The sequence below is a fragment of the Actinoallomurus oryzae genome (genome assembly GCF_039541955.1).
GTDB lineage: Bacteria > Actinomycetota > Actinomycetes > Streptosporangiales > Streptosporangiaceae > Actinoallomurus > Actinoallomurus oryzae.
In genome coordinates this window covers 170,940-183,747 of record NZ_BAABHF010000015.1, presented here as the reverse complement: position 1 = coordinate 183,747, position 12,808 = coordinate 170,940, and the positions used below count along the sequence as shown (strand labels likewise).

Here is a 12,808-nt window from a genome sequence, read left to right as displayed (position 1 = left end):
GATGCGCTTCCGCCATCCCGACGGCACGCTCGTGCACCTGGCGTACTGCACGAACGTCCATCCCGCCGAGGACCTCGACGGCGTGCTCGCCCAGCTCGCCCGCTACGCCGAGCCCGTACGCGAGCGGCTCGGCGCCGGCACGCTCGGCGTGGGACTGTGGCTGGCGGCCGACGTCGCGCGGGCGCTGGCCGACGAGACGGCCCTCGCCCGCCTGCGCCGCGAGCTGGACGCCCGCGGGCTCGAGGTCGTCACGCTGAACGGCTTCCCGTACCGCGCCTTCCACGCCCCGGTGGTGAAGCGCGCCGTGTACGTACCGGACTGGACCGAGCGGGCGCGGCTCGACTACACGCTGGACCTCGCCCGCATCCTCCAGCGGCTCCTGCCGGACGACGTGGCGCGCGGCAGCATCTCGACGCTGCCGCTCGGCTGGCGCACCCCGTGGCCTTCCGAGCGCGACGACGCCGCCCGGCGGCGGCTCGACCTGCTGGCGCGGGAGCTGGCGCGGCTGGACCGGCCGGTGCGCGCCGCGATCGAACCCGAGCCCGGCTGCGTCATCGAGACGACCGGCCGGCTGCGACGTACGCTCGACCAGGCCGATCCCGAGTGGATCGGGAGCTGTCTGGACCTGTGCCACCTCGCGGTCGGGTTCGAGGACCCGGCCGCCGCCGTGGCCGCGGCGGCGCCCGTGGTCAAGGCGCAGGTGTCCGCCGCGCTCCAGGCCGACGATCCGGCGGATCCGGAGACCCGCCGGGCGCTCGCGGCCTTCGCCGAGCCGCGTTTCCTGCACCAGACGCGGGCGGCCGACGGCCGGAGCTGGGACGACCTGGACGAGGCGCTGGCCGCCGGCGGGCCGGGCCCGTGGCGGGTGCACTTCCACATCCCGCTGCACGCCAAGCCCGAGCCGCCCCTCGCGACCGCGCACGACACCCTGGTCGACACGCTCGGCGTCCTGCTCGGCGGCCCGGCCGCCCTCGTCGACCACCTGGAGGTGGAGACGTACACGTGGGACGTCCTGCCCGCCGAGCTGCGGCCGGGCGAGGCGCGCACGCTCGTCGACGGCATCGCCGACGAGCTCGCCTGGACTCGTGACCGGCTCCTCGCCCTCGGACTCCATGAGGTGATCTCGTGAACGACACGGACCGCCGGCCGACCCTCGTCCTCGACGTCGTCGGCCTGACCCCCCGGCTGCTCGCCCACATGCCGAACGTCGCGGCGGTGGGGACGGCCGGCTTCTCCGCCGGGCTCGACCCGGTCTTCCCCGCCGTCACCTGCTCGGTGCAGGCCAGCCTGCTCACCGGCACGCCACCGCGCGACCACGGGATCGTGGGCAACGGCTGGTACTTCCGCGACCTCGGCGAGGTGTTCCTGTGGCGCCAGCACAACGCGCTGGTCCAGGGCGAGAAGGTCTGGGACGCGGCGCGCCGCCGGTACCCCGGATACCAGGTGGCCAACGTGTGCTGGTGGTACGCCATGGGCGCCGACACCGAGCACCTGGTCACGCCCCGCCCGATCTACCACGCCGACGGCCGCAAGGCGCCGGACTGTTACACCCGCCCGCCGGAGCTGCACGACGAGCTGACCGCCGAGCTGGGCCCGTTCCCGCTGTTCTCCTACTGGGGGCCGACCGCGTCGATCACCTCCTCACGCTGGATCATCGCGGCCGCGCGGCGGATCCTCACCGCCAAGAACCCCGACCTCACGCTCGTCTACGTGCCGCACCTCGACTACGACCTGCAGCGGTACGGGCCGGACGGTCCCGAGGCGATCGCCGCCGCGCGCGAGGTGGACACCGCGCTCGGCCCGCTGCTCGACGCCGCGCGGGACCGCGGCGCCGCCGTTGTCGTGCTGAGCGAGTACGGCATCACCGCCGCGCACCGGCCCGTGGACGTCAACCGCGCGCTGCGGCGCGAGGGACTGCTGGAGGTGCACACCCAGGCCGGGATGGAGTACCTGGACCCGTGGGCGTCGCGGGCCTTCGCCGTCGCCGACCACCAGGCCGCGCACCTCTATGTCCGCGACCCCGCCGACGTGCCGCGCGTCCGCGACATCGTCGCCGCGCTGCCGGGAGTCGCCGAGGTCCTCGACGAGGCGGGCAAGGCGGCGTACGCCGTCGACCATCCGCGCGCCGGCGAGCTGGTCGCGGTGGCCGAGCCGGACGCCTGGTTCACCTACTACTACTGGCTCGACGACGCGCGGGCGCCGGACTTCGCGCGGACCGTGGAGATCCACCGCAAGCCCGGCTACGACCCGGCCGAGCTGTTCTTCGACCCCGGTGACCGGGCGGTGAAACTGCGCGCGGCCGCGGCGCTGGGCAGGAAGAAGCTCGGCCTGCGCTCGACGCTGTCGGTCGTCTCCCTGGACCCGTCGTGCGTCCGCGGCAGCCACGGCCGGCTCCCCGACACCCGCGCCGACGGCCCCGTGCTGCTCTGCTCCGACCCCGATCACGGACGCGAGACGTACGCGGCGGCCGAGGTGAAGGACCTGCTCCTGCGGCTGAGCGGACTGCCCAGCCTGACCCCGTGACGACGACTCCCGGAGGGAAACATGGCGCGACCGATCACCCTGTTCACCGGCCAGTGGGCCGACCTGCCGTTCGAGGAGGTGTGCCGGCTCGCCTCCGGCTGGGGCTATGACGGCCTGGAGATCGCCTGCTGGGGCGACCACTTCGAGGTCGCCAAGGCACTGGAGGACGACACGTACGTCCAGGGCCGGCTCGAGATCCTGGACAAGTACGGTCTGAAGGTCTGGGCGATCTCCAACCACCTCGTCGGGCAGGCCGTCTGCGACCACCCGATCGACCAGCGCCACCAGGCGATCCTGCCGTCGCGCGTCTGGGGTGACGGTGAACCCGAGGGTGTGCGGCGCCGTGCCGCCGAGGAGATGAAGAACACCGCGCGGGCCGCCGCCGCGCTGGGCGTCCGTACGGTCGTGGGCTTCACGGGCTCGTCGATCTGGCACACCGTCGCGATGTTCCCGCCGGTGCCCGAGTCGATGATCGAGGCCGGGTACCGCGACTTCGCCGACCGCTGGAACCCGATCCTCGACGTGTTCGACGAGGTCGGCGTGGGCTTCGCGCACGAGGTGCATCCCAGCGAGATCGCCTACGACTACTGGACCACCGTGCGGACGTTGGAGGCGATCGGGCACCGGGAGGCGTTCGGGCTTAACTGGGACCCGTCGCACTTCGTCTGGCAGGAGCTGGACCCGGTGAACTTCCTGCTCGACTTCGCCGACCGCATCCGGCACGTCGACTGCAAGGACGCCAAGGTCCGCACCGGCGACGGCCGCCGTGGCCGCCTGTCGTCCCACCTGCCCTGGGCCGACCTGCGCCGCGGCTGGGACTTCATCTCCACCGGCCGCGGCGACGTGCCCTGGGAGGACTGCTTCCGCGCGCTGAACGCCATCGGCTACGACGGGCCGATCTCCATCGAGTGGGAGGACGCCGGCATGGACCGGCTGGCCGGCGCTCCCGACGCCCTCGCCTACGTCCGGCGGCTCGCCGAGATCGAACCTCCGGCCGCCGCGTTCGACGCCGCCTTCGGCTCCGGCGACTGAGCCCGGTTCCCCGGCCGCAGAGGTACGGCCCGGCGGAGGTCACCAGGCGACCTCCGCCGGCCGCGCCGTCTCATTCGGCGTTGCAGCGGGTCCCCGGTGCGGGGGCCCGGCCGGTGAGCAGATAGTTCACCTCGTCGTGACGGGCGCAGGAGGAGTGGTACAGGGCGGTGTGCCCGTCACCGTCGTAGGTGAGGAGGCGGCTGCCGCTGATCTGGCGCGCGAGGCTCCGCGCCCATGCGTACGGGGTCGACGGGTCGTAGGTGTTGCCGACCACCAGGACGGTGGGGACGCCGGTGATCCGCTGGGGGGCCGGCGGGTCGGCGGCCTTGACCGGCCAGCCGGAACAGCCGGTGGTCCAGTCCCAGAATTCGGAGTACCGCCACATGTGCGGGGCCGCCTTGCGGACGGCCGCCATGCGGGCCCGCAGGTCGGCGTAGCCGTGGATGTCCGGCGGGAAGTCCTGGCAGCCGATCGCGCGGTAGGCCGGGTAGGTGGGGTCGGCGCCGACGAGCGCCTGCCCCAGCGCGGAGGCGTCGGACGGCGTCTTCTCGGCGGCGGCCAGCGCGGTGCCGAGCTGCGGCCACATCGAGCGCATCGTCAGGTAGGCGTACGTCGCGGAGGTGACCTCGGCGGCGGACAGGGACCGTTTCAGGGCGGGATCCTCGACCTCGCCGCGTCCGGCGCGCGCGATGAGGGCGTCGAAGTCCTTGACGACGTCGCGGCCGTGCAGGGCGCAGTCGCCGGTCGCGGCGCACCAGGCGGCGAAACGGCGGAACTCCCGTTCGATCGCCGTGGACTCGTCGATCGCGTCGCGGGCCACCGAGCGGGTGTGGTCCACGGCGCCGTCCAGCACCATCGCCCGTACGCGGCCGGGGAACAGGCGCGCGTACGCGGCGCCGAGCTCCGTGCCGTACGAGACGCCGAGCCAGGTGATCCGCGACTCACCGAGCGCGGCGCGGACCGCGTCGACGTCGCGCGCCGCGCTGACGGTGTCCACCCGGCCGATCAGCGGGCCGGTCGCCTTCGCGCAGTCGAGCCCGTGGCGGCGGCTACTGGCGACCAGCCGCCGGTACTGTGCCTCGTTCGCCGGGAATGTCGGCGCGGCCGGGTCGTACACCGGCGTGGAGCAGCGGACCGGCGTGCTGTCCCCGACACCGCGCGGGTCGAGGCCGACCAGGTCGAAGCGTTCGCGCAACGGTTTCAGGTCGGCGCTGCCCAGGAACATCCCGCCCTGACCGACCGTCGCGGTCCCCGAGCCACCCGGGCCGCCGGGATTGACCAGGAGCGAGCCGATCCGGTGCGACGTATCGGTCGCGCGCAGCCGGTCCACCGCAAGGCTGATCTTCTTCCCGTCCGGGTGGGACCAGTCCAGGGGGACGGTGACGGTGGCGCACTCCAGCTGCGGGGCGGTGTTCGCCGTGTGGCAGTCGCGCCAGTCGAGCGACGACGTGACGTGGCCGGACGTGACCTGGCCGTCCGAGGCACGGGTGCCCGCGTTCACGGCCGGGGACGAGCACGCCCCGGTGGCCAGGACGGCGGCGAGGGCCACGGCCGTCGCGGGCGCGCATCGATATCTCAACGGCTCTCCAGTGGTCGAGGGGACGGCAGCGCACCGCGCATGCCGGGCTCGGGGATGATCGCATTCGGCGACGCCGCCCCACATCACACCGCGGGTGGACTTCGTCGCCGTCCGTGTGCGACTCCGGGCCGACCTGCCGCCCTACCTCGGGCGGACCGCCAGCGCCCTCCCGGTCGCCGACTCGGAGCATCGGGCGAGCCGTTCGGGGATCCCTTCGTAGAGGATCCGGCCACCGCGCCGGCCGGGTCCCGGGCCGAGGTCGATCACCCAGTCGGCCCGGCGGACGACCTCCAGGTGGTGTTCGATGACGACCACCGTGTTGCCCTTGTCGACCAGCCTGCCGAGCACGTCCAGCAGGGTGTCGATGTCGGACAGGTGCAGCCCGGTCGTCGGTTCGTCCAGAACGTAGAGGGCGTGCTCGTCCGGGCGTGCGAGCTCTCTGGCGATCTTCAGACGCTGGCATTCGCCACCCGACATCGTCGTCAGCGGCTGGCCGAGCCGGACGTACCCGAGGCCGACGTCGGCGACGTGACGCAGCGCACGGACGATCCCCGGATCGCGGAGCCGCCGGGTCGCCTCGCCGACGGTGAGATCGTCCACGTCCGCGATCGTCAGGCCGTCGACCGTGTGGGTGAGGACCTCGTCGGTGAACCGCCTGCCCCCGCACGCCTCGCAGACGACCTCCTGCCCGTCCATGAAGGCCAGGTCGGTGTGGACGACGCCCGCGCCGTCGCACGCCGGGCAGGCACCGGCGGAGTTGGCGCTGAACAGCGCGGCGCTCACCCCGTTGCGCCGCGCGAACAGCTTCCGGATCGCGGGCGCGACACCGGAGTAGGTGAGCAGGGTCGAACGGCGGTTGGTGGTCACCGGGCGCTGGTCGACGGCCGTGGCCGGGTGCCGGTCCACGAGCTCGGCGACCAGGCTGGACTTGCCCGACCCGGCGACACCGGTGATCACCGTCAGCACTCCCTTCGGGATGTCCACGCTGACGTCCCGCAGGTTGTTGCGTCCGGCCTTCTCGACCCGCAGCCTCCCGGTCGCCGCGCGCGGTCGCCGCGGAGCGGGAGACCCGCGCAGCCCGCGCCCGGTCGGGGTGCCCGCGGCCGGCAGATCGCCGAACCCACCCTCGAACACGACGCGCCCGCCATCGGCGCCGGCACCCGGACCGATCTCCACGATCCGGTCGGCGACACGCATGACGTCGGGGTCGTGCTCGACGACGAGCACGGTGTTCCCCCTGTCCCGCAGCAGCTTCAGCAGGCCGGTCATCGACCGGACGTCGTGCGGGTGCAGGCCCACGGTCGGCTCGTCGAAGACGTACAGCATCTCGGTGAGGCTGCTGCCGAGGTGCCGCACCGTCTTGATGCGCTGGGACTCTCCGCCGGACAGCGTGGTCGTCGGCCGGGCGAGCGACAGGTATCCCAGCCCGATCGCGGTCAACGCCGCGAGCTTCTCGCCGAGCGCCTCGACGACCGGGGCGACGTTCGGTTCCCGTATCCCGGCGGTGACGTCGGCCAGCTCGCCGATCTCCAGCCGGCTCATCTCGGCGATGGTCCGGCCGAGCACACGCGCCGTACGGGCCGCGGCGTTCAGCCGTTCGCCGTGGCAGTCCGGGCAGGTCTCCGACCGGGTGAACCGGTCGAGCACGGCCTGTTTGCGCTCCGAAAGGCTGTCCGCCGTGCGCAGATAGATCCGTTCGAAGACCTCGACCAGGCCCTCGTAGTCCTTCGGCGGCCGGGGCGTGAGCCGGGCCGCCGCGTCGCCGCCGTACAGCAGGGCCCGGCGCTCGCCCGCGGTCCACTCTCGCAGCGGTTTCGACGGGTCGAAGGAGCCGATCTCGGCGTACCGCCGGTACCGGTACTGGCCGATGTCGAACCCCGGCAGCAGGATCGCGCCGTGATCGAGCGATCTGTCCGGATCGAGCATCCGCTCCGCGTCGGGGGTGAGCGTCTCGCCGAGGCCCGCGCAGGCCGGGCACATACCGGCGGGGTCGTTGAACGAGAAGTGGTTCGACTCCCCCACGTGCGGATCACTCACCCGGGAGAAGATCAACCGCAGGTAGGTGTAGGCGTCGGTGATCGTTCCGACCGTCGAGCGCGCGTTGCCGCCCAAGCGTCTCTGGTCGATGACCACCACCGGCGAGAGCCCGTCGATCAGGTCCACCTCCGGGCGGCTCCACCGGGGCAGACGGTTGCGGACGAACGGCGGATAGGTCTCGTTCAGCTGATGGCCGGCCTCGGCCGCGATGGTGTCGAACACGAGCGACGACTTGCCCGACCCCGAGACACCGGCGAACACCACCAGTGCGCCACGCGGCACATCGAGGCTCACGGACCTCAGATTGTTGGTTCGCGCACCACGGATGCGGATCACGCGCTGCGTCTGCTGGAAAACGGCCACGTCGCCACCGTAGGAGCAGACGCGGTCAGACCATGACCGCAATAGAGTGGGGGTGTGCTCGACATGACGCACCGCACCCTCCAGCTCCTGGCCCACCTGCAGACGGGCCGGCGGTTCAGCGGTGAAGAACTCGCCGCGCGTCTGGACATCAGCCCGCGAACGTTGCGCCGCGACGTCGAGCGGCTCCGCGAGTACGGCTATCCGGTCACCACCCGGCCCGGTCCCAGCGGCTTCTACCAGTTGTCGGCGGGCCGGACGCTTCCGCCGCTCATGCTCGACGACGACGAAGTGGTCGCGACGCTCGCCGGACTCGCGCTGATCGGCTCCACCACGGCTCCGGATCCCTTCGCCGACTCGCGAGGCGGCATCGGGACCGCCGCCGACCGCGCGTACGGAAAGATCGACCAGTTCCTGCCGAAACGCCTCCGGCCGCGTGTCACCGCCTTCCGGGCGACCGTCGAAGCCGCTCCCCAGCCGGCGCCCGAGGTCGAGGCCGACGTGCTGGCGATCCTCGGGTCCGTCTCGGCCCGGCACGAGCTCGTCACCTTCGCGTACACGAGCCGGACCGGCGACACGACCACACGCCGGGTCGAGCCGTACCGCCAGGTCCATTTCCACCTGCGCTGGTACCTGCTCGCCTGGGACCTCGGCCGTGCCGATTGGCGTACCTTCCGGCTCGACCGCATCAGCGGGATCTCGCCCACCGGAACGCCGTTCACGCCCCGGCCGCTGCCGGCGCGGTCCGCTGCCGCGTATCTCCGCGAGGAGGTGTCCGCAGGCCGTCACCAGGCCGTGGTCATCATCGACGCCCCGCCCGCCGTGGTCGGCGACGCGCTGAGATTCCAGGACTTCGACGTCGTACCGCTGCCCGGGGACCGGAGCCGGGTCACCGCCTGGGTCGACTCCTTCGAGTGGTTCGCCCTCAACCTCCTCCCCATCGGAGCGGACTTCCGCATCGAGGAACCGGCCGAATTCCGCGATCGCTGCGGAGAACTCGCCTCCCGGCTGGAGCGGGCCGCGCGTTGAGCGGGTTACGCTCGTCACTCGTCATCGTCGACCGGACAGAGCGCGGTGAGGCCGACATGGGTGATCACAACGAGGACGCGGCGGCCCGGCGCCCGCCGAATGAGCAGTTTCAGGCCTACCTCGAGGGTCACCGGCGCAACCCGCTGACGACGACGCTCACCGGAGCCCGCGTCCTCAACGCCTTCCAGGTGCCCTGGTTCAGGATCGCTCCCCCGCGCGGTTTCGGCGTGCTCACCACCGTCGGCCGCAAGACCGGGAAGAAACGGCGCACGTGCGTGCGGGCGATCCGGAACGGTGACAAGGCCTATCTGGTCTCGCTGACCGGGTCGGGCGCGGCGTGGTTTCTCAACGCGAAGGCGAATCCGCGGGTGAGGCTCCGCATCAGGGGAGGGAGCCTCGACGGCCTGGCCCAGGAGATCACCGATCCGGCCGCGATCGAGGAGGGCCGGCGGATCTATTCGGGCACGGTGAATCCCTTCGACCGCCTCGAGTACCGCATGCACCGCTCCGGCGCTCCGGCCGACGAGAAGATCCGTGCGATGCACGAGAAGTGGTACGCGGACGGGACACCGGTCGTGATCGAGCTGTCCACCGGGCGGTAGCGAGGACTCCGCGGGCGAGGGCTCCGGACTGTCGCGCCCCTGCCGGTACGGTTTCGGCGAGGGCCTGCGCGCTGGGGAGAGCGGATGACGCACATGACCACCGAGGTGGCACGCCCGCGGGAGGCGGTCGGGCCGCTGATCCGGGGGCTGTCCGTGCTGCGCGAGCTGGCCGCGGCCGGCGGGCGCGGGAGCGCCAGCGGGCTCGTGCGTGCGACGGGGCTGGCGCGCTCCACGGTCGACCGGAGCCTCAGCACCCTCGCGCGTCTCGGCTACGTACGGCCGGAGGGCCGGGACACGGTGCTCGCGCCCCGGCTGATGGAACTCGGCAACTCCTACCTGGCGGCCTGCGGACTCCCCGATCTCCTCGGAGTGGTCGCCGAGCGGCTCGCCGGCGACCTGGACGAGCCGGTCTGGATCACCGTTCCGGACCGGGACGGCGTGCGTTTCGTCCACCAGGCCTCGCGGCGGCGCGCGCTGTCGGTGGCGTTCCGCGTCGGCGATCTCCTTCCCGCGGAGTGCGGCGTGGGAGGGGCGCTCTTCGCCGCCGAGTGGTCCGACGACGAGTGGCGGCGGCGCGGGGAGGCCGGCTTCGCGGACGTGCCCGGCGGGGTGGGAAAGGCCGCCGCGTCCTTCGGGGAACGGATCGCCCGCGCGCGCCAGGACGGCTGGGCGCTGGACGATCGGCTGCTCGAACCGGAACTGGTCGCCCTCGCGATGCCGGTGCGCGACCGTACGGCGCGGCAGGCGTGCGCCGTGAGCGTGGTCAGCCACACCAGCCGGCACAGCGCCGGATCGCTGCGGGAGGCGGTGCTGCCCCGGCTTCGCGAGGCCGTCGCGGCGATGGAGGGGGCGCTGGCGGCCCCCGTCCCGCCGGCCGCGAACGCTCCGGTCCAGCGTGTGCCGGCCGCGCCGTGGGTGCGCTCGTCAAAGCAGGAGCTGGGCGCGGAGTTCGTGGAGTCCTTCGCCCGGGGCCTCAGCGTCATCACCGCGCTCGGCGAGCCGCGGGCCGCGCTGCCGCTCACCGCCGTCGCCGAGGCCACCGGCCTGGCCCGCGCCACCGTACGGCGCTCGCTGATCACGCTGGCACACCTCGGCTACGTGGCCTGCGAAGACGGACTGTTCCGGCTGACACCGCGCGTGCTGGACCTGGGCTTCGCCCGCCTGTCGGCCCTGACGTTGCCGGAGATCGCCCAGCCGCACCTGGCCTCCCTGGTCGCGAGGGTGAACGACTCGGCGTCCATGGCGGTTCTCGTGGGCGAGGACATCCAGTACGTGGCCCGCGTCCCCACCGTCCGCATCATGAGCGTCGACATCACGCTGGGGACGAGGTTCCCCGCGCACGCGACGTCGATGGGGCGTGTGCTGCTCGCCGGACTGCCGGCGCACGAGCGCGGGGAGTTCCTGCGGCGGGCGGACCTCAGGCCGCTCACCCCCCGTACCGTCACCTCGGCCGGGCGGCTCGACGCGATCCTCGGCCGGACCGAGCGAGACGGTTACGCCCTGGTGGAAGAGGAGCTGGAGGAGGGGCTGCGGTCCATCGCCGTCCCGGTCCGCGACCGCGCCGGCCGGGTGGTGGCCGCCATCAACGTATCGATGCACGCCGGCCGGCTCACGGCCGGGCAGGCCCGCGAGTCCGTCCTCCCGCCCCTGCGCGACACGGCGGCGCGCATCGAGCAGGACCTGCACGTGGCCGGGCGCTACATCAAGATCCGTACCTCCTGAGATAGACCCGTTCCGGCGCCGCCGTACCCGCGGGACGATCGAATCGCGGGACGGTGAGTACATTGAGTTATGCGCTCGGGCACGGCCGCGATCGTGGGCCGTTGGAGCCGCCGCCCTCCCCTGCTGGTGGGGATCGTGGTCGCGCTCGCGTGCGTCGCCGCCGAGACGTTCCTCGCCCGGCTGCTCAGCCAGATCACGCCCGCGCGGTCGCTGGAAGTCGTGTATCTGCTGGGCATCGTCGCGGTGGCCGCCATCTGGGGCCTGTGGCTCGGGCTGGCGACCGCGGCCATCAGCACCCTGGCTCTGGACTACTTCCTCACGCCGCCGCTGGGGAGCCTGTCCCTCGAGATGGCCGAGGACTGGACGGTGCTCGCGATCTTCTTCGCGGTCACGGTGCTGGCCGGTTCGATCTCCAGGCTGGCCCGGTCGCTGGCGATCGAGATCGACGCTCGCGGGGAGGCCGATCTGGCCGCCGAGCTGGCGCGTGTCCTCCTGCAGACGCCGGATCTCAAGACCGCGGAACCGGCGGCGACGCGCCTCCTCTCGGACGCGCTCGAACTTCCGTACGCGGCGATCGAGCGCGGCGCCGTCTCCGGTGACGGCCGGCGCGTGGCGTTCCCGCTGCACGACCGTGGCGTCCCGGCGGCCTCGCTCATCGTCCCCGCCGGTCTGCCGAGGTCGACGCTGCGGCGCCTCCGGGACCGGGTGGTGCCGTCCCTTGAGATCACGCTACGGGCGGCGCGGGAACGGGAGCGGGTCGCGAACCAGCAGGTCGCGCTGCGGCGCCTGGCCACGCTCGTCGCCCAGGAGGCCCCGCCGGAGCAGGTGTTCGGCGCGGTCGCCCGCGAGGTGGGACGGCTCCTGGAGGCGCCCCACGCCGCGGTGATCCGGTACGAACCGGACAGGACCGCCGCCTCCAATGTCGGCATCTGGGACCGGAATGCGCCCGCCGCGACACCGCCGAAAGGCCGCTGGCCGCTGGAGCCGGGCAGTGCCGCGGAACGCGTGGCACGGACGGGCGAGGCGGGACGGGTGGAGCCCGTCCGCGTGCCGGCGCTCGCCGGCGAGTTCCGCGCCTCGCTGCGGGCGCAGGCCGCCTCCGCCGTCGGCTGTCCCGTCACCGTCGGCGGGCGGCTGTGGGGCGCGGTGATCGTCGTCTCGCCGTCCGAGCCGCTGCCCGATGACATCGAGAAGCGCCTGCGCGACTTCATCGACCTGCTGGTCACCGCCATCATGAACGCCGAGAGCCGCGCGGAGCTGGAGGCCTCACGGGCCCGGGTGATCGCCGCGGCCGACGCCACCCGGCGGCTGATCGAACGGGATCTTCACGACGGGGTCCAGCAACACCTGGTCGCGCTCCTGCTCGAGCTGCGCGCCGCGACGGCCACGCCGCCGGCCCACCCGGGCGACGTACGAAGAATGCTGCGCCACACGGCGCGTGCCCTGGACGAGGTGCTGGAGGACCTGCGGGGACTCGCCCGGGGCCTTCATCCGGCGCTGTTGTCCAGGCAGGGTCTCGAACCGGCGATCAGAGCCCTCGCGCGCTGCTCCCCGGTGCCGGTGAAGTTGAACATCCACGCCGGCCGCGTCGCCGAACGGAGCGAGGTGACCGCCTACCACGTCGTGTCGGAGGCGTTGACGAACGTCGCCAAGCACGCCGACGCGTCCGTCGCCCACGTCGACCTGACGGTCCGGGACGGCGCCATCCGGCTGTCGATCCGCGACGACGGCGCGGGAGGGGCCGACGCCGCCCGCGGGTCGGGACTCCTCAGCGTCAGAGACCGTGTCGAGGCCATCGGCGGCAGGTTCGAGATCAGCAGCCCGGCCGACGGCGGGACGGTGCTGTTCGCCGAGATACCGATCACGGGCGACTGACCGCGAGCCGATTGTCTGACAACTTCGCGCCGGCCCGCAAGGGGGTCAA

The 12,808-nt window shown here is 72.9% G+C and carries 9 protein-coding genes; 7 read left to right on the top strand and 2 right to left on the bottom strand.

Annotation, left to right across the window (positions count from 1 at the left end; all coding sequences use genetic code 11):
- Window position 1 precedes the first annotated feature (1 nt).
- The 3 genes from eboE to ABEA10_RS09830 are packed head-to-tail and all read left to right on the top strand — an operon-like array spanning window position 2 to window position 3,555.
- Window positions 2–1,129, top strand: a complete 1,128-nt coding sequence (eboE, locus tag ABEA10_RS09840) for a metabolite traffic protein EboE (RefSeq protein ID WP_345460496.1) — start codon at window positions 2–4, stop codon at window positions 1,127–1,129.
- Window positions 1,126–2,523: an alkaline phosphatase family protein gene (locus ABEA10_RS09835; RefSeq protein ID WP_345460493.1), complete on the top strand. Its 1,398-nt coding sequence runs from the start codon at window positions 1,126–1,128 to the stop codon at window positions 2,521–2,523. The genes eboE and ABEA10_RS09835 overlap by 4 nt, the downstream gene beginning before the upstream one ends.
- Window positions 2,524–2,544: 21 nt before the next feature.
- Window positions 2,545–3,555, top strand: coding sequence for a sugar phosphate isomerase/epimerase family protein (locus ABEA10_RS09830; RefSeq protein ID WP_329236668.1), 1,011 nt, complete (start codon window positions 2,545–2,547; stop codon window positions 3,553–3,555).
- 70 nt (window positions 3,556–3,625) lie between these two features.
- On the opposite strand, the gene ABEA10_RS09825 is transcribed toward ABEA10_RS09830, so the two are convergent.
- On the bottom strand, window positions 3,626–5,134 hold the full coding sequence (locus ABEA10_RS09825) for an alpha/beta hydrolase (protein WP_345460490.1): 1,509 nt from the start codon (window positions 5,132–5,134) through the stop codon (window positions 3,626–3,628).
- Window positions 5,135–5,275: 141 nt separating this feature from the next.
- Complete coding sequence (locus tag ABEA10_RS09820; RefSeq protein WP_345460487.1) at window positions 5,276–7,465, bottom strand: ATP-binding cassette domain-containing protein; 2,190 nt, start codon at window positions 7,463–7,465, stop codon at window positions 5,276–5,278.
- Window positions 7,466–7,597: 132 nt separating this feature from the next.
- On the opposite strand from ABEA10_RS09820, the gene ABEA10_RS09815 reads away from it, so the two are divergent.
- The 4 genes from ABEA10_RS09815 (at window position 7,598) to ABEA10_RS09800 (ending at window position 12,759) form a co-directional block, all read left to right on the top strand.
- Complete coding sequence (locus tag ABEA10_RS09815; RefSeq protein ID WP_345460993.1) at window positions 7,598–8,560, top strand: helix-turn-helix transcriptional regulator; 963 nt, start codon at window positions 7,598–7,600, stop codon at window positions 8,558–8,560.
- A 56-nt stretch (window positions 8,561–8,616) separates the two neighbouring features.
- The gene (locus ABEA10_RS09810) at window positions 8,617–9,162 is read left to right on the top strand and encodes a nitroreductase family deazaflavin-dependent oxidoreductase (RefSeq protein ID WP_345460485.1); all 546 of its coding nucleotides are present in this window, start codon (window positions 8,617–8,619) and stop codon (window positions 9,160–9,162) included.
- An 84-nt stretch (window positions 9,163–9,246) separates the two neighbouring features.
- A complete protein-coding gene (locus tag ABEA10_RS09805; RefSeq protein ID WP_345460483.1) occupies window positions 9,247–10,884 on the top strand; it encodes an IclR family transcriptional regulator domain-containing protein in 1,638 nt (545 codons plus the stop codon).
- Between the two features lie 69 nt (window positions 10,885–10,953).
- Window positions 10,954–12,759, top strand: a complete 1,806-nt coding sequence (locus ABEA10_RS09800; RefSeq protein WP_345460481.1) for a sensor histidine kinase — start codon at window positions 10,954–10,956, stop codon at window positions 12,757–12,759.
- Window positions 12,760–12,808: the final 49 nt, after the last annotated feature.

Bases quoted from the DNA above. Each gene is read 5' to 3' on its own strand.
- eboE (WP_345460496.1), top strand. From the start codon at position 2: ATGCGCTTCCGCCATCCCGACGGCACGCTCGTGCACCTGGCGTACTGC.
- ABEA10_RS09830 (WP_329236668.1), top strand. From the start codon at position 2,545: ATGGCGCGACCGATCACCCTGTTCACCGGCCAGTGGGCCGACCTGCCG.
- ABEA10_RS09815 (WP_345460993.1), top strand. From the start codon at position 7,598: ATGACGCACCGCACCCTCCAGCTCCTGGCCCACCTGCAGACGGGCCGG.
- ABEA10_RS09810 (WP_345460485.1), top strand. From the start codon at position 8,617: ATGGGTGATCACAACGAGGACGCGGCGGCCCGGCGCCCGCCGAATGAG.
- ABEA10_RS09805 (WP_345460483.1), top strand. From the start codon at position 9,247: ATGACGCACATGACCACCGAGGTGGCACGCCCGCGGGAGGCGGTCGGG.
- ABEA10_RS09800 (WP_345460481.1), top strand. From the start codon at position 10,954: ATGCGCTCGGGCACGGCCGCGATCGTGGGCCGTTGGAGCCGCCGCCCT.